Origin of the sequence: Aporhodopirellula rubra (assembly GCF_014192335.1) — a bacterium.
GTDB lineage: Bacteria > Planctomycetota > Planctomycetia > Pirellulales > Pirellulaceae > Rhodopirellula > Rhodopirellula rubra.
On the sequence record NZ_JACHXU010000008.1, the window covers coordinates 295,658 to 316,498 of the forward strand.

Here is a 20,841-nt window from a genome sequence, read left to right on the forward strand (position 1 = left end):
AAGAACAGCGAAAGACGCTCAGCGTGAGTGCTCAAGCATCACGCTGTTGCGTCCCGCATTCTTTGCCTGATACAGCAATTTGTCCGCGCGGACGAACCAGCTTTGTCCGTCGTCGTTTTTGCGCAGACGGGCTCCACCAATCGACAATTCGATCTTGCCAAGATCTTCACCGCTGCCGCTGAGTTTGAGTGGCGTCGATGCAAAGTACTGCCGAATCTCCGCGGCAGTATCCGTTGCCTCTGCGTAATCGTCGCTTCGAAGGATGATCGCAAATTCATCGCCTCCGAGTCGCGAGATCGATGAATCCGGACATAGATGTGTCAACTGAGACGCCACATACATGATGACCTTGTCGCCACAGTCGTGACCAAACGTGTCGTTAATGTGTTTGAAGTGGTCGAGATCGACGAGCAGAAGAAATGAACATCGACTCTCGGTTTTGGCGAGCAGCAAAGATTGTCGGATATGCAAATCAAAGTGTCGGCGGTTACCGAGGTTGGTTAGCGGGTCGGTCATGACCGCCGCTCGCGATTCATTCAATTCGGTTTGCAGTGCCTCGACTTTCGATTGCGACGCCTGCAATTGAGTTTGCAAATTCCGAATCTGATCCTGCATCGTGTTGCTGCTGGTCAGCATCTTTTGCGCGCACTCGGCGATGCTTTGAGCGGTCGCCGGAGCTTCTTGGAGCGTCACACATGCTTCGTCGAGCTCGCTGCCGAGCTGTTTGCCCGCGTTCATCTGCGACTCGAGAATCGACTGCAACGACGTCATCTCGGAAGCGAGATTATCGCTGAGATCGGTATTCGTGTCTTCGATGTTGGCGCAGTATTGCTTGTGAAGCTGTTCCAGCATGTCAACGCTGACTGCGTTGACGTCTTCGACTGCGTGAGAGAGGTTCGCGATGATGTCATCGACACCTTCGACGTATCGATACCAAACCTCATAGACGCTGGGTGTGGGGGGCGTTTGGAATTTTCCCACATGACCGAGCGCTTCTCGAGCGATCTCAAACGGCGAGTTTCGTTTCGCGGTTTTGGTTGGCATATGTAAACAATAGTCCTGAAAAGTCCGTCACTGCGCCCCTCGTTGCCGTAGAACTATGGTGTCAATCGGATTACATACCCCCGCTTATCGTGGAAACTAGGCCGAATCCGGAAGGAAACATGAGTGGATACGCTCACAACCGGTAGAACCCGAATCGGTAGGGAGTGAGGCCGCCAAATGGGCCGTTTTGAATTTCCAGCAGCGACTACGCAAACTGCATCCGTTTCGCTAAACTGCCAACGCCGTCAAAAACCGGCAACACCTGCCCAGGTGGTGGAATTGGCAGACACAGGGGATTTAAAATCCCCCGGCCGGATACGGCCTTGCGGGTTCGAGTCCCGCCCTGGGTATTGAGTGCGTGGATAGCGTGATGTCAGTGTCGAGATCTCAGTGGGGATTTCCCGGGCATGCTTTGGTTTGGGCGAGCGGGGCTTCGTCGGGAGCAAGTGGTGTTTTCAGACTGGGAATTGGACGCCGTTTAGATGACCATGTCGGGATTGAAAACGCGGGCACAAAAAAAGCCGGAGACGATTGTCTCCGGCTTTCTTGTTTTCAGAACAGTGTCGGTTCGTGATTAACGAGCGCCGGCGAGTTCTTCTTTCTTGCGTTCGGCAATGATGTCTTCTTGGATGTTGCTTGGCGTTTGGCTGTACTTCGCGAGTTCCATCGTGAAGGTACCTTGGCCTTGCGTCATGCTTCGAAGGTCTGTTGCGTAGCCGAAGGTTTCTGCCAAAGGCACTTCGGCGATGATGACGGTCATGCCTTCGTTGGTGTCGTTGCTGTGCATGACACCGCGGCGGCGGATGACGTCACCTGTGACGGTACCTTGGAAGTCTTCAGGGACTTCGATTTCGACTTTCATGATCGGTTCGAGCAACTTCGGAGCGGCTTGCTTGAAGTACTCACGGAAGCAACCTTGAGCGGCGGTATAGAACGCCTTTTCGCTCGAGTCAACTTCGTGGTAGCTACCGTCGAGCAATTCGATGCGTGTTCCCACCACCGGGTAATCGGCGACGGGGCCTTTGCCGAGGCTGTCCCGGAAGCCTTTTTCCACGGCAGGAATGTACTGCTTTGGAATCCGACCACCGACAATCTTTTCTTCGAACTCGAAGCTGTCTTCGCTCTCGGATTCGATCGGGGTGAGTGTGCCCTTGATATGAGCGAACTGACCCGAACCACCCGTTTGCTTCTTGTGTTTGTAATCGAATTCGACGGTCTTGGTTGGGCTTTCGCGGTAGGAAACCTTAGGGGCACCGACTTCGATTTCGACGCCATATTCGCGACGAATCCGTTCGATGTAAATTTCCAGGTGCAATTCACCCATGCCCGAGATCAAGATCTCGTTGGTTTCTTCGTCGGTGTAAACGCTGAACGTTGGGTCTTCCTTGCGGAACCGTTGCAGAGCCTTGCTCATCTTGTCGCCGTCGCCACGGTTGAGAGGCGTGACTGCGATCTTGATAACGGGTTCTGGCACGAACATCGATTCCAATGTCGCGTAATCACGTTCGCTGCAGTAGGTGTCCCCGGAAGCGCAGTCGATCCCCATCACGGCGACGATGTCACCGGCGTAGGCCTCGTCGATTTCTTCACGTTTTTCACTGTGCATGCGAACGATTCGGCTGAACCGTTCTTTCTTGCTCGAACGTTGGTTGACGTAAGCTTCGCCCTTCTTGATCGAGCCTTGATAGACACGCATGAAGGTCAACTGGCCGAACGGATCTTCGACGATTTTGAACGCCATGCCGACGAAAGGTTTGTCTTTGTCTGGCGTGAGTTCGATCTTTTTCGATTCATCTGATGGGTCACGACCATAGATTTCACGATCTAGCGGGCTGGGCAGGTACGCCGTGATAGCGTCGAGCAATGGCTGGACACCCTTGTTCTTGAATGCACTTCCCATGTAGACGGGAGTCGCACCGTTAAGAACGGCCTGACGCATTGTTTTGTAGATAAGGTCCTTGGAGACTTCTTCTTCGCTGAGCAGCAATTCCATCACTTCGTCGCTGTAGTTGGACAGCGAATCGAGCATGTTCACGCGAGCGTCCGCGGCTTCGTCTTGCAAGTCTTCCGGGATATCCGAGGTGATGACTTTCTCGCCTTGATCGCCTTCGAACGTGTAGGCTTTCATTTCGATCAGGTCAACGACGCCACGGAAGTTGTCTTCGGCGCCGATTGGGATTTGGGCCAAGAATGCATCGGCACCAAGTTTTTCGCGGAGTTGTTCGACGACTCGACGCGGGTTCGCACCGGTGCGGTCCATCTTATTGATGAAGGCGAGCCGAGGAATTTGATAGCGTTTCATTTGCCGGTCGACGGTGATCGATTGGCTTTGGACGCCACCGACGCTGCAAAGCACCAGCACGGCACCGTCAAGGACACGCAGGGACCGTTCCACTTCGACGGTAAAGTCGACGTGGCCGGGAGTGTCGATCAGGTTAATGTGGTGACCGTCGTACTGAACGCTCGTCGCGGCACTGGTGATCGTGATACCACGTTCTTTTTCCAGCTCCATATGGTCCATTGTCGCGCCGTCACCACCACCGCGAACGTCTTCAATTTTGTGGATTCGTCCTGTGTAGAACAAAATCCGTTCGCTCAGTGTGGTTTTGCCCGAGTCAATGTGGGCACTGATACCGATGTTCCTGACTTTCTCCAACTTCATGCTACTTCACCTAAGCTGACGCACACGCTCGATCGCTGAAACCCCGGGATGCGACAAACGTGTGCATCTGGAAAAAACCGGCGGATTCGGAGACGAAAGCGTCTCGATCGTCGTGGTGTGGATGGTTAAGATTCAATTCACCGATGGGTGCGCGCGAATCGAAAATATCGCAAAGGACCGCGTAAACGGAAAGCCCAAAACACGTAAATCGCTGATACTTCGTCAGCAATTCACGGGCCGACACCGGGTTCCCCGCCGGGAACGCGATCATTTGCCACGGTTAGATTAGGCCAGAGGCATGAATGCGACCTGATTGGTGCTGTCTTGCGGGATCGATTTGCCCTCTGTCTGCCTTTAAGGAATGCTTCTTTCTCGCTAGGTTGGATGAGGTCGATTGCGTGACTCTTTTGTTCCTCCTGTCTGAGCCGCAGTGAGCATTCCACCCGATTCCATCCAAAACGGCGAGAAACTTGACTGCTGAATCTCACGGGTTTGAGCTTCCTTGGGCGATCGAGCAGTTCCGGACTCGGGCCGGCGACGAATTCATGGATTCATCGCTGCCGTTGATGGCTGTTGTTCTCGGCAGCGGTTTGGGTGGGTTCGCAGAGTCGATCGAGTCGCCCACGGCGATCCGTTACGACAGTATTCCGGGATTGTCGGCCTCGACGGCGTCAGGCCACCGCGGAGAGTTTTTGTTGGGCTGGATCGATTCCGTTCGAGTGCTGGCCATGGCGGGACGATTGCATGCATACGAGGGGCACTCGATCGATGAATTGACGCGGCCGATGGCGGTCATGGCTGGAATGCGTCCTTCGGCGGTGGTCGTAAGCTGTGCCGCGGGTGGATTGAATCCTCGGTTTCGGGTCGGAGATTTGGTGCTGATCGATGAACACATCGGCATGCTTCACGGACAAATGGGCGCCTTCGGGGCGGATCGGCCGTCTGTGTTGTCTCCATCGTCGAACCCCAATTTGTCGGAAACTGTATTTGCCAACGCGTTTCGATGTGGAAGGCCAACGTGCGATAATGGGTTCGCCGAAGCTGCGTCGCGGGCGGCTCGAGAAGGTGGATTTCGTTTGTCATTGGGGACATATCTCGCGGTGTCCGGCCCGAACTATGAAACCCGGGCGGAGTGCCGCATGATGAAAAGCTGGGGGGCAGACCTTGTCGGGATGAGCACGGTGCCGGAGGTCGCACTGGCGTCGCGGGCTGGATTGCGAACGCTTTCGATTGGCGTGGTGACCAACATGGCGATTCCCGACTCGCCAGCCACCGCGGCTCATGAAGACGTGCTCGCGGTATCGAATGCGGCAGGAAAAAATCTCGAAAGCGTTGTCCGTGCGATCGCCCGATCGCTCGTTCAAGAACAGGGAAATGGCTGATGAATGCAACTGATTTACCCGACCACACGTTTGATTTGCGAGAGTTGCATTCGGATGAGTTACGAACGGCGGTACACGCGATTGAGGTCTCTGCAACGGAGGACAAATCCGATTCCTCTTCCTCATCTTTCGGTGAAGAATTTCCGCTTGTTGAGTTGACCGGACTCAGCGGTCAGAAAGCGGCCTGCATGCGATGGTCCAAATCGGTGCGAGTGCGAGCCGTTGGGGATCTCGGTGATTTTGCGTTCGCCTGGTTTGATGGCGTTGACGTTCATTTGGAAGGCAACGTTGGTGATGGCGCCTGCGAAGGGATGAGGCGAGGAGTCGTTCGCATAACAGGCAACGCTGGTTGTGGTTTGGGTGCCGCGATGACTGGCGGCACGCTTGCTATTTACGGTGCCGCGGGGCCGCGGGTGGGAGCCGCTATGCGTGGCGGCAGTATTTTCGTGCGAGGCGATGTCGGCGATGACACCGGCGCGGGGGCTTTAGCGGGAACGATCGTGGTCGGTGGAGATGCGGGAGCTAATCTCGGCGACGGACTCAACAATGTGACCGTCTTTTTACGTGGTAACGCGCAGTCGCTCGCTCCGGGTGTGATCGAAGCTCCGTTGCGAAAACGCGAGGAAGTCCGTTTAGGGTTGTTGTTGATGAGTGCATCGATTCGCGGCAAAGCGGCTGACTTTCGACGCATTATTCCTGAAGCACGCTGGAAGGCGGAGGAGGCCGGAGCGGGCGAGGTTCGGCCAAACTGGCGATAGAGGAGCGAACTATTTTTGGTTTTTTCGCGCGTGAAACTCAAAAAAACTCAAGTTCCGATCGCTCGCTGACTCATTGGGGTTGTGATCAAGGGGACCGATCACCGACCATCCCCGTTCGCTGCACTCCACGCAAGATTGCCTACATGAAGGATCATGTTTGGCAATGACACGCGGCATCTCACGGGCATGGGAAGGTTCATGTCTTGAGTTGTTTCCGCATGTGGGCAGCGGGACTCCTTTTCTATGCGTCCAAGGAGGGACGAAACGTGCGACTTACCCCCACAATTCAACGCGCTACCATTGCACCCGCATGGTGCGTCACACTGCTCATGATGGCGGTTGTCGGATTCGCCGGCACTGTTTCAGCCGATGCGGTTCTGCTCGAATTCAGCTCATCGAATTGCCCGCCTTGTCGAGCGATGCAGCCGATCGTCTCCGAATTGATCGCCCGCGGTGTTCCGGTTCGCCAAGTCGATGTTCACTCCGAACCACAACTCGTTCAACGTTATCAAGTCCGCAGTACGCCAACGTATGTCATCTTGCGTGAAGGACGCGAAGTCACTCGTCTCGTCGGAGCACAGTCTGCGGCTCAGTTGCGAGCGGCTTTGCAGCAGAGCCCCTCGGGAAAAATCGTTCCAACGGGAAGCCAGATTGCAGCACCGACTCGCCGCTCGCCGAGTCTGTCTGAACAACAACGCATTCAAGAACCTCAAACACGCCTGGCACCTCTGTCAGCGCATGCCGGAGGAATGAGTTCGTCGGCCAATCGCTCGGTCCGTCGCGAACGTGAAGACAACGATTGGCGGTCGTTGGAGTCGCTCACATCCGCTACCGCGCCGAACGCAAACGTGGCAAACAATTCATTTGGGCGTTCACAAGAAGTCGTCGTGGAAGCGATGCCCAGCATCTCACTGGCCGACGCGGTTGAACGAGCACATGCCGCCACGGTTCGATTGCGAGTCTACGACGGACGTGGATATGGTGCCGGTACTGGAACGATCATCGACGTGCACGGCGAAGAAGCCTTGGTGCTGACGTGTGGCCACCTGTTTCGCGATGGTGACGGCAAAGACAAAATTGAAGTGGATTTGTTCGTCGGAGGTGAGCCTCATACCGTGACGGGACAACTCGTCGACTTTGACGCCGGCGACCGCGATATCGGACTCGTCGCGATCCGTCCTGGAATGCCCGTACAACCCGTGAAGGTTGTTACCGCAAGCGACAAGATGAAAGTGGGACAAACGGCATTCAGTTTCGGATGTGATCGAGGTGATCCTCCATCCCGCCGCGACACTCGCATCACAGGTGTGAACAAGTACAACCAAAACATCGGTGGATCAAACCTAGAGATTTCCGGTGCACCGATCGATGGACGAAGCGGTGGCGGATTGTTCGACGAACGCGGCGTTTTGATCGGCGTTTGCAACGCTGCCGATTACAAATCCGACATTGGAATTTACACCGGACCAGGGTCGATTCACTGGCAACTCGACCGCGTGCAATTGTCACGTCTTTATCAAGGCGATTCCAACCAATCGCTCGCCAGTAATGAAGTCGTGACGGGGAACCAGTTCGACGCCATGCCGCCTGCGGTTGAAGAGCCAGCGATGAACCAATTCGCGAGTACTCCCGCCTTCGGTGCAGCGGCGTTGGACACGGGAGACACAGAGATGATTGTCATTTTGCGTGACCGTGATGGCAACGTTCGCGAACAAGTCTTGACGTTACGGCAACCGGATGCCCATTTGGTTCAGCAAATTCGCCAAGCGGCTCGTCGATAGCCTGCTCGCGAGGACGTTCACGCAGCCTGAGACAGACGTTTCGGCGTCGTTATTGTTCGAACACCCGTGGCGTGCTTTTTGATCCAAATCCGAATGTGACCCATTCGGTGTTATCGGATTTTGTCTGTGTTGGGAGCCGCCTGGGGAGGCTGTTTAATCGCAGGCCGACCTGCTGCCAGCATCACGAGAACATCGATATGTTTTCGGCAGCCTCCATCGTCAGGCGATGGACCACGATCTTGCGAACATGGTTAGCTTTGAAAAATAGGTCATTTGCAGAAACGATCTAGCGTTGCCAATGAGCATTTGTCTGCGTGAATTGCTCGCTTGGCGGTACGCATTGAATACCAACCCGTTTCGACTCGGCGTTGGATCAATGCGGCCGTTTTACGTCGACGTTGCGATGGTCGATGTTGCGCATGACTGGTCAGGTAAGAAGCCGTCTTTGAACAGGTTTCTGGTGGCCGCCTTGCGAGATCTTACCGCTTTGTTCGAAAGACTGGGCGTCATGTGATTCTGCGTTTTCGCATGGCTGGTAAAGACACCAACGTTGTTTCGAATTGATCTCTAAACGTTGCGTGGGGATCTCATCTGAGATAGGCGTTCACGTTCTCTGCATAGTCTGCATAGTAAGTCCGCCGATTAAAAACGCTCGCGTTGAAGCAGACCAATGTCCCCGCCTTGGCCTAGTTTTTGGTGCGACGTGTACCAAACATTTGAAGCTCGTTGGGTTAAGAATTGTTTTGACTGCGTATTTAGCATCGGATATATAAGGACAATGCCTGATATCTCAAATCGGGTGGCGTGTCTCGACAATCGATCTTGGTGCGAGACGTATTTTTAGAAGGGGCGGACTGAACGTCGGAACAGGCGATCAGTCTTATTTATCTTTCGGAATAGAGCGGAACGGGCGGCTTTTCTTTACTCTCTATCATCAACCGAAACGAACGGTCTCGTGAGATATCGTTGTTGTCATTTTTTAATGCGTTACGTCGCAAGGGTTCTGCTCTTGGCGATGGGGATCGGACTTTGTCCGTTCGCATTGACTGACGAATTGCAGTGGTCGACTCCGCTGGGTGAGTTGCCGGGGGAGAATCGTGATCAAGCGTTGGTGGTCGTTTTGATCACTAATGACGTCTCGACCGAATGGGAATCGGGGCGTGTATCGCGACGAGCTTCGTTTGCAGAGAAATGTTGGTGCGGAAAGTCCTTTTTGAGGGCCGTCTCGGACGTTCCATCTGGATTCTTTCACCCGTCGGCGCCGGTCTACTGGCAGCATTGGCCGCTCGGTTTGCCACATCTATTGACCGGCGGTGAGAAGGTGACCGGGCCGGGACGTTGCGCCGTCGTTGTTACGGATGGCTTCTACCGCATTCTGGAATTTTTCGTTGGTGTTCCCGATCGAGGCGAGTTGACGGTATTGATCGGTGATGCTGAAGACACGCGGAGATGGATGCGTCAGCATACGAAGCAACCATCCGAGTTCACAAAACAAATCGCGGACAGGAATCGCCAGCGGATCAATAGACTTTGGAAGTTAGAACTTGATCAACAACTGGTCGCGATGGGAGAATCATCGCAGCAGAAAGTTGCCGGGCCGATTGAGGAGGCTGAGCGGTTCACGGAAGAAGCAAAGGTGAGGCTCCGTCCGCTTGCCATGCAGTTACAAAAGGTTTACCTCAAAGACGTTCAGTTGCGTTTTGGTCTCACAGAGCTCAGCGACTTTGAGCGACTCGTGATTCTTGAGCAACATTCCGCGACACGGTTGGCTTGGACGTCGGTTATGGCGCCATTTATCGCTGGCGCGGATTTGCGGAGCGTCTATGAGGATTTGGTCGAAATTGTTTGGGACCGCAAGATGATGTCGCTGCGGCGGCACGAGGATGATTCGGCGAGCGATGATGCTCTCGACAATTGGATTTCGCGTCACGGTGATCAAGATCCCTTTGCGTTCGAAATCCAACTGCCGCGGTTGTCACGGAGCGGTCAACGACAACGCGTTCCGGTTTCTGAGGTTGCCGAACGTCGCGGGTTAGGGTGGAAGGATCTGGATTCGGAAATCAAGGAGGTGCCGATCCGCCAAGTCACCACTCGTGAATTAGCTACGTGGTTAACTCGCCATGAGCGACGACCGATCGATGTCAGTCGTCCTAGTCATGCGCGTTTTTTGTTTTTTCGATCTGCGACTGATCGCCCCTACCCGATTCGTGATGGTGAGCCACCCGCTCGCTCTATCACGATGATACGACAGGTGAAACGATGAACATACGGTATCTCTGCTGCTTGTTTTTGTTAATCGCTCCGGTGAGCGCGTCGGCGGTAGCACCCAACACATTGTTGGTCGGTGCGAAGCTCTTCGAACACGAATGGCAATCGCAGAACCCTGTTCTCGGCAGCGATGGTTTAGGCCCTTTGTTCAATGCCACATCCTGTGCAGCCTGTCACCGGCAAGGCGGCATCGGCGGCGGGGGCGAAGCGGAGTTCAATGCCAAATCAATTGGAATTGAATCGATCCAGATCCAGGGAAACGGATTGACGAGCACGCGGCTGGCCGAAGTGATCTCCCGTTTTCATCCGGGGTTTGTGATGTCAGAGGGAAGTATCGTCAATGTGTTGCCCTTGGTTCATCACGGAGGTACCGAGTTGTCACGCCAGTTGAATAATGCCATGAAGGCGGAAACAGCGGCGGAGTTCGCAGAATCGGGAGGCCCGGTCGATGCAGCCGAAGTGCGGATCGCCAATGCGTCGCCGATCGTGTTCGAACAAAATATCGATGGATATCAAGTTCGCATCACCGCACGCATGTTCGGACGTAATACGACCGCATTGTTCGGCAGCGGTTTAATCGATCAGGTCCCGGACAAATTGCTCGATCAACAGGTGCGAATCCAGAACCACCACCCTGAGATCAGCGGTCGACCTTCAACGCTCCGTGATGGTCGCTATGGCAAATTCGGATGGCGAGCGAATGTCGCCTCACTGTTTGAGTTCACGGATCAAGCGTGCGCGAACGAGATGGGGTTGCAAACACGGCGTAAGAGGCAATCCAGTGACTCGACCAACCGGTCGTACAACAATGTCGCGTTCGACATCACCGATGGACAAGTGACCGCGTTGGCGCAGTTTGTTGCCGCACTGCCCGCACCAACACAGTATGTGCCTCATGATCAAGCAGTTCGCTCCTCGGTGCGAAACGGCGAGGCGGCCTTCAATCGCGTCGGTTGCGCGGTATGTCACGTCCGTGATATGGGTGTGGCGAAGGGGATTTACAGCGACCTATTGTTGCATGATATGGGGCGAGAGTCATATGACCTGAATCACGCGGAGCCCTACGTGGTACGCCGAAAACTAGTGAGCAACGAAGTAGAAGCATCGGTTCCGCCACAGCCCATTCCGGGCCTACCGGTGCCTTATTATGGACTTGCGACAGTGCTGCCTTTACCGGACCCTTTCGAAAAGGAAATCGACGCGCCGCCGGGAGCGAGCGGAGGTTCTTCGTTTGAGTTTTATGCGCCCCATCAACCAAAGACTTTGGTTTCGTTTCGTTTGATCGATTCCGAATGGAAAGCAGGCGAAGAAGACAAGAACAATAATCGTCGTCGGTCTCCCAGCGGCGGCACTCGCGTTGATCTCTATGAAAGAATAGAGATGGAGACAACCAATTTTAATCAAGAGTGGCGGACCGCCCCTTTGTGGGGACTGCGTGACTCGGCTCCTTACATGCACGACGGGCGAGCGGAAACATTGCTCGAAGCGATCGCGATGCACGACGGTGAGGCCGCTGGCACCCGCGACCGATTTCTTTCGTTGTTATACGAAAATCGGCAAGATATGATTGTCTTTCTTGAGTCGTTGGTGGCACCGCAATCGAATGGGCAGCCGCTGATGCACGCGGCACAATAGCTAGCGTGGTGCAAAAATTGCCTCGTAGGGATGCCTTCGGCAGAACGTTGAGCTACCGGGCAACGGCCATTTCAAGTTGCAAACCAGCCAGTGGGCGTCAATGATACGCGTTTCTCGCTCTGCGAACACGTTTTATACGCTTCCAGGAGGTTGGCCGACATTAACGGTTTTACACTTGACGACACGATCGTTGCGGTCGCGTCACCACTATCGCCTGCTCCACGCGGCATCGTGCGGATGTCGGGTGAGGGCGTGATCAAAATCTTGCGCCGAACAAACTTGATCGCCACCGATTGGTCGGATCGCCGGACGCAGCGTTTTGCTTCCCGTTTGGATCTTGATGATTTACTCGGTGCAATCGAAGTGGATGTGATGTTGTGGCCGACATCGCGGAGTTACACCGGTCAACCTTCGGCTGAGTTGCACCTGATCGGTTCGCTGCCGATTCTTGACGCCGTTGTCGATCGCTTGATCGCGGCGGGTGGACGAGCGGCACGTGCGGGAGAATTCACGATGCGGTCGTTCTTGGCGGGACGGTTGGATTTGCCGCAGGCGGAAGCAGTGCTCGGTGTCATCGATGCGGAAGACCCGAGCACACTTAACCAGGCGCTCTCGCAGCTCGCTGGTAATCTTTCTCGCCCATTGCAGACCGTTCGCGGTGAGTTGCTTAATTTGCTCGCCGACGTCGAAGCGGGATTGGACTTCGTTGATGAGGATATTGAGTTCATCGAAGATAGCGATCTGATCGATCGGCTTGGGGGACTCAGTGATCTGCTCACTCTGGCGAGCGATCAGCTTCGTGAACGGTCCGCCTCTTCCTCGTCGTTGGAAATCGTGCTTCGTGGGCTGCCCAATGCGGGCAAGAGTTGTCTGCTTAATGCGTTGACTCAAACGGAATCGGCCATCGTCACCGAGCAGGCGGGAACTACCCGTGACAGTATCTCGGTTTCGTTCGAGGTCGAAGGGTATGCCGTTCGGGTTACTGATACGGCGGGGATTGAATGGCGAGCGGCCAACGATCCGGATGCGGAGGTTCTGGAGAAAGCACAGTGGCAGGCAATCGAAGCGGCCTCGCGAGCGGATCTGTGTTTGTGGTGCATTGACGTGAGTGAAGGTCAACCAGTAACTGCACTGGAGAGTTTGCAGGGGTTTGCTGCGGACGCTCATTCGCACAAAAAGTCGATTGAAAATTGGGTGCTGCTGACAAAAACAGATCTAGTTTCTGGTTCACCTGAGTGGGCGGAGGCATTGCGTCCGAAGGTCGCCAAGATGTTTCACGTCAGTGCGTTGACGGGGGGCGGTATGAATGAGCTTCGTAATCAAATTGTTGGCATGGCCGAACGCGTCGACGCAACCGAAGTCGGCAGCGTGATTGGAACCGCCGCGCGGTGTCGTGGTTCTTTGATGGGAGCCATCGAAGCGATCAACCAAGCGGTGGATGCAACGCGGATGCAGGCAGGGCACGAACTTGTTGCCACTGAGATCCGAACCGCGGCAGGGCTCATCGGTGATGTCACCGGAGAAGTTTATACCGACGACCTGCTCGACCGCGTTTTCAGCAGGTTTTGTATCGGAAAATAGGCGTCTACGAGGTTGGCGATTCGCTGTCCTCACGACGCAGGCGGGCGAACGTAAATAGCCCGGAATTGTGACCGTCGCTGAACGCGATGTTGTAGGCATAAGTACCCACCGGCTGCATCGCTTCGATACGTGTCGGTTGGGCCTCGGCGGCGCTGAGTACCGGCAGGCCGATCGGTTTCGGCTGCGCTGGAGCGTCGTCTTCGTCACCGTGCAGTTTGCCATGCTTTTCACGACAGGTGGCGCAGGGACAGGCGTCTCGCAATTGTTGTGCGGTCCACTGGGTCGTCGCGCCGTCACTCCATGTGATTTGAATCCCTGTTTCGCCGATCCGCTCGATCGATGTTGGCGAGTAGGTCACCGGATCATCCATTGTCATCGTTTTCGTTTTTTAAGTTTGCGAGAGCTTTTTGACCGGCCTCGAGCGTTGCCAAGATTTCATCGACATCATACACACACCCGCCCCAGGTGCCGCCGCCAATCTGTTGTAGCGCCGCCCACAATCGTGTGTCGTCGGGGATCCCAGCGTCGACCTGCAAATCAGGATGGCAGGAACGTGACGCGAGTGCCGCGGTTGGTGGATTGCCGTCGAATGTCTCGACCAAATTCACACGTCCTTCGAGCGTATGACGGTTGACTTCGATTTCGATCACATCTCCATCACGAACGCGACCAATGGGGCCGCCCGCGAGAGCCTCGGGGCCGACGTGGCCGATACACGCTCCGGTACTGACGCCCGAGAACCTCGCATCGGTAATCAAGGCGACTTCTTTTCCGAACGACAAGTATTTCAGTGCAGACGTGATCTGATACGTCTCTTCCATCCCGCAACCGATCGGCCCGCGTCCGATCAGAACAATCACGTCGCCTGGTTCGATTGATGAATCGGTTTGACCTTTCACTGCCGCGATCGCACTGCGTTCGGTGGTGAAAACGCGAGCCCTTCCTCGTTTTCGATAAACTCCATCGTCATCGATTACGGTCGGATCGATCGAGGTTGCTTTGATCACCGAACCTTGGGGACAGAGATTACCTTTGGGGAAGCAGACTGTACTGGTGAGTCCTGCCTTTCGAGCCTTCGCCGGAGACATGATCACATCCTCAGGGTCAACACCATCGGCTAATCGCAGCCGTTCGCGGCATACTTCTCGACGTGGTGACGATTCCCACTGGTCGAGGATCTCGCCCCAACTCAAACCTGAGACGGTCATGGTATCGGCGTTCCACAGACCGGCTCGGCGAAGATGCAAGGCGACCTCGGGGACGCCGCCAGCCAAGAACAATCGCACCGTTGGATGCCCAACGGGCCCATTGGGTAGGCAATCGACGAACCGTGGAACATCTCGGTTGACTCGTGAGAAATCATCCACGTTCGGACGTCGGATTCCCGCTGCGGCGGCAATCGCGGGAATATGTAGCAATAGGTTGGTGCTGCCTCCAACGGCGGCGTGCATCCGCATCGCGTTCTCGAATGCGGCCTCGGTCAGCACATCACGCATCGTCATTCCGGATGCATGCATCGCGGCGGCGGTTGATGCGGAATCACGAGCCAGTCGGGTCCAAATCGGTTGGCCACTCGGAGCGAGTGCTGCGTGCGGCACCGTCATGCCGAGAGCTTCGGCGACGACTTGGCTCGTTGCTGCGGTGCCGAGAAACTGACATCCACCGCCTGGAGTTCCACAGGCACGGCAGCCTGCGGTCGAGGCTTCGTCGAGCGACATCTCGCCGCGAGAGTAACGGGCGCCGATGGTTTGAACTTTGCCCGCGTCTTCGCCTACAGTGGGCGGCAACGTCACGCCACCTGGGACCAAAACATTGGCAAGGTCTCCCGTCCCGGCCAACGCCATCATCATAGCGGGCAGCCCTTTGTCGCACGTCGCGATTCCGATCACGCCTTTGCGTTGCGGTAGCGATCGGATCAAACGTCGCATCACGATTGCAGCGTCATTGCGGTAGGGCAACGAATCAAACATGCCCTGGGTGCCCTGGGTCCGGCCATCACATGGATCGCTAACGAAGGCGGCAAAGGGAACACCACCATGGGTTTCGATTTGTTCTGCCGCAGCGCGGACGAGCAAGCCGACTTCCCAGTGCCCGGTATGGTAGCCGAGTGCGGCGGGAGTGCCGTCGGGGTTTCGAACACCACCCTGCGTGCTCATGATCAAATATTGATCGCCGAGAACGCGGCGTGGATCGAATCCCATGCCGACGCTCTGAGTCAATCCGAACAGATCGCCGCTCGTCCATTGACGAAGAATTTCATCGCTCAACGGTAGTTTGCCTGACGGGCCATCCGCCGTCGTCGCAAGCGACTCGGGCGGATCCAGTGCGGCAAAATAATCAGGTCGGGGCTGAGGTTTGACCGATGGGTTCTCAGTCACGTCGACCTAACAAGATGAAGAGGTAGTAGGCAAGAGTCATGATCGATTGCAGCGTCGCCGCAACGTAAGTCAGCGCGGCCGCGTTGAGAACTTTGGCGACATACTTCTCTTCTTGAGCGGTGATCAATCCGTAATCGACCAGGTGGGCTCGAGCACGATTGGACGCGTCGAACTCGACTGGGAGGTTAACGACTTGAAAGAAGACCACGGCTGAGAACAGGATGACTCCGATCCACATCAACGGCTTGAACGCCATGATTGCACCGAGGAACAACAGCGTTGCGCCGATTCCACTGCCGAAGTTCGCCGCGGGCACTGCGAGGTTGCGAACGACGAGTGGCGCGTATCCCTGAGCGTCCTGGAAGGCATGCCCGGCTTCGTGACAGGCGACACCGAGCGAAGCCATCGAGTGACCCGAATAAACATCGGGGCTCAGTCGCAACACTTTCGCACGTGGGTCGTAGTGATCCGACAACTGCCCTGGGACTTGTTCGATGCCAACGGATTGGAGCCCAGCGGCATCGAGCATTCGACGGGCCGCAGTTGCACCCGTCATTTTTGCCGGCACTTTGCTCATCGCCGCAAACGACGACTTAACTTTCCACTGGGCGTAGAGACCCAGCAAAAATGGAGGAAGCACGAACAGGAAATAGATCATCGGTGGAACTAGTGTTGTTGGGTGAAGGAGGCGGGCCGAGCTAATTTCCGAATGCGGGCCCTGGATTCAACGTCAATTCGGCAGACGTTTTGTCATCAAATCACCTGATACGCAAGAATCGGACCAACGTTCATTCTGCCAAATGATCGTATAGCGGTGTTTTTTGTAAGTCTTTGTACAGTAACTGTTTGCGGTGGTTGGTGGCCGGGCGTGGATCGACGGCTATTGGGCTGCTTGGTGGCAAAGAGACGCGTGTTTTGCCAAGTCTATCGTTTGCGGAGTTGACTCAAACCTGGATTGTTCCATCGTGACGGTCGCCTCGATGTTGATTGCGTTCGTTGATCAGTTGCCGGCGACGTTCGTGGTACCGCTGCTTGAGCCGTTGGTATTCGTCGGCCTTTTGGCACGTATGGATGATGCCCCATATGGCCATGCAAACAAACACGATTCCGAATAACGCCATGGGGGGAAATGCGATTCCGGCACCAATGGTCCAGAAAACACCAAAGACGGCGACAAAGCCACCCATGGCGATGGCTGTCCCCTTTTCAGGCACGCTTTGGGTACCGTTCTTATTCGTTGTCATGAGTTCAAGGCGATTGCGTTCCCATTCTCGATCGAGTCGATCAATTTCCGAGTCGCCCTTGAGCATCTGGACGTCTCGGACGAGAGTGTCGGTCGTTTGTTTGATCTCTTCGAGCAGTTCGGTCGAATAGCTGCTGCCTGTATGATGAATCGCGAGGTGAGCGTTGCAGTACCCGCAAGTAACAAACTTGGCAGACTTGCGAACTTCAATCGGTGCACCGCAGTGGTTGCAACAAAGAGAAATGAGTTTCATTAGTGTGTTTCTAAACCCACAAATCGGCGTCAAGGTTTCGGTAGCTGATGGCTTCGGCGAGATGTTCCTCACCGATCGCGTGGCTGCCGGCGATATCCGCAATGGTGCGTGCCACTCGCAAAATTTTATCGTGGGCGCGTGCCGAGAGGCCGAGTGACTCAACGCCCGCCCGCAACAACTGAATGCTCGACGGTTCGAGTTCACAGTACTGCCTGACTTGACGGCTTGTCATCTGGGCGTTGTATCGCACCGTGCTGTCCCGGAATCGTTCGCTCTGTGCCTCGCGTGCACGCACGACATTTTCCCGCATCATTGCACTGCTTTCGCTCGACGTCGTTTTTGCCGACAATTCTTCGAATGGAACCGCGGGCACTTCGATATGAATATCGATACGGTCGAGTAAGGGGCCAGAAATCTTTCCCATGTATCGCTCGATTTGAGGCGGAGTGCAATTGCAGCTACGTCGTGGGTCGCTGCGGTATCCGCATGGGCAAGGATTGGCCGCCGCGATTAACATGAAATCGGCAGGAAATGTTGTGCTTCGCAGGGCACGCGAGATCGTGACAATGCCGTCTTCGAGCGGTTGACGCATTACCTCGAGAGTTTTGCGATTGAATTCGGGAAGCTCGTCTAGAAAAAGGATTCCGTTGTGGGCTTTGCTGATCTCGCCAGGCGAAGGTGGGCTGCCACCTCCGACGAGTCCCGCGTCACTGATCGTATGATGTGGGCATCGAAAGGGACGTTTGGCGATGAGAGGTTGTTTCGCCGGTAACTGGCCAACAGCACTGTAGATTCGTGTCGTCTCAATGGATTCGGCGGGGACTAACTGTGGGAGGATCGTCGGGATGCGTTTGGCGAGCATCGTTTTGCCCGATCCTGGCGGACCAATCATCAGGAGGTTGTGTCGGCCTGCGGCTGCAAGTGTCATCGCTCGTTTGGCCATTTCCTGGCCGCGGACGTCGGAGAAGTCGACGTCGTATTCACTGAAGCGTTCAAAGAGTTCTTCGATGCGGCTTGGAACCGCTGGAATTTCAACTTCTCCTGACAGAAATGCCACGCACTGTGCTAGAGAATCGACGGCGATGACTTCCAGGTCTTCGACGACGGCAGCTTCGGGCGCGTTCTCCGACGGCACGATGAGGCCTTTGAGTGATTTGTCTTTGGCCGCTTCGATCGCGATCGACAACACGCCTTTAATTGGTCGCGTAATTCCTTCGAGAGCGAGTTCACCGACGACGGCGTAATCTTCGAGGCGTTCGGCATCGAGTTGACCGCTGCCAGCGAGCACACCCAACGCCACGGGGAGATCAAACGAGGGTGCCTGTTTCGGTAGGTCACCGGGGGCAAGATTGATTACGACACGGTCTTGCGGGCGAATAAAGCCGCTGTTGACGATCGCTCTTTCGACGCGGTGCGTGGATTCTTTGACGGCTGTGTCAGGTAAGCCAACGAGAATTGTTTTTGGCATTGCGGCCGGAGAGATGTCAACCTCGACATCAACCGGCATCGCCTCGATTCCGAGCAACGTAAATGTCTTCAATCGTGCTAGCATTACGTCGTTTCCCCCGGGCCCCAATCGGCATCCACGTCAATCGCCCTTCAATCTACTCGTGTCAAGTTATCCTGACGCCCACCAAAGCACCACGCAACAGGGGAGAAAAGTGAGCCCAGTAATCCTAAATCAAACTGACGTCACCAACCTCTCCTAAACAGGTGCCACCCACCTAACAGTTGACCCGAGACGGGTGATCGGTACACTTGGACAGCATCACTTCTCCTTTCGCGAGCCTGAAAATGCCGAGACCTAACCGAGAAGAACAGTTTCAGACGAGTGAGATCTGTATTGTCCATGCTGTGCAGAGATGCGTACGGCGTGCGTTTCTCGCGGGTGTCGATGCTGCAACGGGGAAGGACTACTCATTTAGAAAAGAGTGGATTCGCCGCAGAATGGAGGCCCTTGCTTCCGTTTTCGGAATCGACGTGCTCTCGTATGCCATCATGAGCAACCACTTACACGTGATCTTGCGCAATCGTCCTGACGTGGTCGCCAGTTGGAGTGACGCCGAGGTTGCCATCCGATGGCTGCGAGTGTTTCCTGGACGGCGGATGGAAGAGCACCTTGCGGAACCGACCGAGCATGAAGTCAAAGTCTTGGCGGCCAACGCGGAACGGATCGCTGAAATTCGCCAGAGAATGTCGGATATCTCTTGGTTCATGCGATCGCTGGCGGAACCGATTTCTCGCCTAGCAAACAAGCAGGACGAATGCACGGGCCGGTTTTGGGAAGGACGGTTCAAGGCACAGCGGATTGTCGACGAGGCCGGGTTGCTGGCGTGCAGCATGTACGTTGATCTCAATCCGGTTCGGGCCGCAATGACATCAGACCCCGACAAGGCTCCGCACACATCTGCGTTTGATCGCATTCAAGCAGGCCAGGGACAACGGATCGAATCCGCGGCGTTCGACTTAAAACCGGTCCCCACCCAGGAAGCGGCCAAACAGATCCGTGAAACGCCTGTTGATGAACTTCGAGAGCAACGGAAAGCTAAGAAGCGCAATCCGACAGGCAAGCGGATCAAACGCGACGCTTGGTTGGCACCGCTGACGCTGTCGCCCGACAAGCTATCCAGCGATGCGGAAGTAAACGGGGAAGGAGTACGAGCGAGCGACAAGGGATTCCTGCAGGTGTCGTTACGCGAATACCTGAGGCTGCTGCGATGGACAGCGAAACAGAGCATCGACGGAATGGCGGCAGCGATACCGGGATCGCTCGCGAGCACGCTGACACAACTCGGAATCGACGCGTCGATGTGGCGAGACCTTGTCTGGAATTGGCAGAAGTACTTTGGCAAATCCAGCTGCGTCGGTTCACCCGATTCGATGCGTCAAGACGCGGAACGCTGTGGCAAACATCATCACCAGGGGCAAGCCTCCGCATCTGCCTGTTTTATCTAGCCTCAACGACTGCTCGACTCTGAAACGACGACACCAACAGGCTGATTCTCTGCGCTGCCCAATCTCATCCCTCGCCGCAAACAGGAAAGTCGCGGAATCACGGGTGCCAGGCGAGGGCTTGAGAACGCGATAGGTCCTTTTCCAGAGAGCATACTACGAGACCACAACGTCAAATTGCTGAATAAAAGGTGGGTGGCACCAAATGGAGGTGGTGGAGGTTGTTTGGTAGGTGGGTGGCACGAATGGCACTGTCATTGACGACTGGTTTGGTGTCAGCGCATAAGATGTCTATCTGCAGGTTGGCTATTTCGTTTAAAATTGCCAATGCAGGGCGATTTGTCTTGCGGTGAAACCCTCCCAGGTCTCACATTGTTTGAAGCCCTCCCTGGTTACTGCCTGCCAAAACAGTGAGACCAGGGAGGGTTTTCTCATGGCATTTTGTGTCAATCCCGCGAGCCAAGGCAACTTCACTTTTGGCCAAACGGTTGCCGGATTCTTGACGTCGCCCGGGTTGCCGTTTGTTGACATCCTCAGCGAACAACGCATCGCTTGCGTCTTTCGAAAACACGGTGGGCTCTTTGGTCGCACGTATACCACCGCGATCGTGCTGTGGGCGTTCATGAGCCAGGTTCTACGGGACGGCAAAGAAGCCTCCTGTCAAAGTGCCGTTGCTCGAATCAGCAGTTACTTGACCGGACGCGCTCTTGGTGATGTCGACCCGGACACGCGAGATTACTGCCGCGCCCGAGCCAAGCTTTCCGAAGACGCATTGCATGAACTGACTTCTGGAGTCGCCAATGAAGCCCAACGACTCATCGAACCACAGCATCTTTGGAAAGGGCGGCACGCCAAGCTCGTCGATGGCTCGACTTTCATGATGCCTGACACGCCCAGGAACCAA

Annotated in this window: 14 protein-coding genes, 1 tRNA gene and 1 pseudogene; 9 read left to right on the top strand and 7 right to left on the bottom strand. The window is 55.4% G+C overall.

Annotated features, from left to right (window positions below; translation table 11 throughout):
* Positions 1–18: 18 nt before the first annotated feature.
* Positions 19–1,044 (bottom strand): GGDEF domain-containing protein, encoded by a 1,026-nt coding sequence (locus FHS27_RS13320; protein ID WP_184305408.1) that lies wholly within the window; start codon positions 1,042–1,044, stop codon positions 19–21.
* 264 nt (positions 1,045–1,308) lie between these two features.
* On the opposite strand from FHS27_RS13320, the gene FHS27_RS13325 reads away from it, so the two are divergent.
* Positions 1,309–1,394: transfer RNA gene (locus FHS27_RS13325), tRNA-Leu, on the top strand.
* Positions 1,395–1,618: 224 nt separating this feature from the next.
* Here the strand turns inward: FHS27_RS13325 and fusA are convergent.
* Positions 1,619–3,706: an elongation factor G gene (gene fusA / locus FHS27_RS13330; RefSeq protein WP_184305409.1), complete on the bottom strand. Its 2,088-nt coding sequence runs from the start codon at positions 3,704–3,706 to the stop codon at positions 1,619–1,621.
* 470 nt (positions 3,707–4,176) lie between these two features.
* Between fusA and FHS27_RS13335 the strand changes: the two genes are divergently transcribed.
* The 6 genes from FHS27_RS13335 (at position 4,177) to FHS27_RS13360 (ending at position 13,111) form a co-directional block, all read left to right on the top strand.
* The gene (locus FHS27_RS13335) at positions 4,177–5,088 is read left to right on the top strand and encodes a purine-nucleoside phosphorylase (protein WP_184305410.1); all 912 of its coding nucleotides are present in this window, start codon (positions 4,177–4,179) and stop codon (positions 5,086–5,088) included.
* Positions 5,088–5,846, top strand: a complete 759-nt coding sequence (locus tag FHS27_RS13340) for a tributyrin esterase (RefSeq protein WP_184305411.1) — start codon at positions 5,088–5,090, stop codon at positions 5,844–5,846. The genes FHS27_RS13335 and FHS27_RS13340 overlap by 1 nt, the downstream gene beginning before the upstream one ends.
* A gap of 329 nt (positions 5,847–6,175) precedes the next feature.
* Positions 6,176–7,627: a trypsin-like peptidase domain-containing protein gene (locus FHS27_RS13345; protein ID WP_184305445.1), complete on the top strand. Its 1,452-nt coding sequence runs from the start codon at positions 6,176–6,178 to the stop codon at positions 7,625–7,627.
* 955 nt (positions 7,628–8,582) lie between these two features.
* Positions 8,583–9,890 (top strand): hypothetical protein, encoded by a 1,308-nt coding sequence (locus tag FHS27_RS13350; RefSeq protein WP_315854555.1) that lies wholly within the window; start codon positions 8,583–8,585, stop codon positions 9,888–9,890.
* Positions 9,887–11,530 carry a di-heme oxidoredictase family protein gene (locus tag FHS27_RS13355; protein WP_184305412.1) on the top strand — a complete coding sequence of 548 codons (1,644 nt, stop codon included), beginning with the start codon at positions 9,887–9,889 and terminating at the stop codon, positions 11,528–11,530. The genes FHS27_RS13350 and FHS27_RS13355 overlap by 4 nt, the downstream gene beginning before the upstream one ends.
* A gap of 150 nt (positions 11,531–11,680) precedes the next feature.
* Positions 11,681–13,111, top strand: a complete 1,431-nt coding sequence (locus FHS27_RS13360) for a tRNA modification GTPase (RefSeq protein ID WP_184305413.1) — start codon at positions 11,681–11,683, stop codon at positions 13,109–13,111.
* A gap of 4 nt (positions 13,112–13,115) precedes the next feature.
* Here FHS27_RS13360 and FHS27_RS13365 read toward each other — a convergent pair whose 3' ends face one another.
* The 5 genes from FHS27_RS13365 to FHS27_RS13385 form a co-directional block, all read right to left on the bottom strand.
* Positions 13,116–13,487, bottom strand: a complete 372-nt coding sequence (locus tag FHS27_RS13365; protein ID WP_246419727.1) for a DUF971 domain-containing protein — start codon at positions 13,485–13,487, stop codon at positions 13,116–13,118.
* Positions 13,474–15,489 (bottom strand): YjhG/YagF family D-xylonate dehydratase, encoded by a 2,016-nt coding sequence (locus FHS27_RS13370; protein WP_315854556.1) that lies wholly within the window; start codon positions 15,487–15,489, stop codon positions 13,474–13,476. The genes FHS27_RS13365 and FHS27_RS13370 overlap by 14 nt, the downstream gene beginning before the upstream one ends.
* Complete coding sequence (locus tag FHS27_RS13375; RefSeq protein ID WP_009104985.1) at positions 15,482–16,147, bottom strand: zinc metallopeptidase; 666 nt, start codon at positions 16,145–16,147, stop codon at positions 15,482–15,484. Before FHS27_RS13375 ends, FHS27_RS13370 begins: the two co-directional genes overlap by 8 nt.
* 286 nt (positions 16,148–16,433) lie before the next feature.
* Positions 16,434–16,985: a hypothetical protein gene (locus FHS27_RS13380; RefSeq protein WP_009104983.1), complete on the bottom strand. Its 552-nt coding sequence runs from the start codon at positions 16,983–16,985 to the stop codon at positions 16,434–16,436.
* Between the two features lie 10 nt (positions 16,986–16,995).
* Complete coding sequence (locus FHS27_RS13385) at positions 16,996–18,537, bottom strand: YifB family Mg chelatase-like AAA ATPase (RefSeq protein ID WP_184305414.1); 1,542 nt, start codon at positions 18,535–18,537, stop codon at positions 16,996–16,998.
* Positions 18,538–18,779: 242 nt separating this feature from the next.
* Between FHS27_RS13385 and FHS27_RS13390 the strand changes: the two genes are divergently transcribed.
* Positions 18,780–19,940 (top strand): transposase, encoded by a 1,161-nt coding sequence (locus FHS27_RS13390; RefSeq protein ID WP_184305415.1) that lies wholly within the window; start codon positions 18,780–18,782, stop codon positions 19,938–19,940.
* Positions 19,941–20,370: 430 nt separating this feature from the next.
* Positions 20,371–20,841, top strand: a pseudogene (locus tag FHS27_RS13395) (hypothetical protein); the annotation flags it as partial.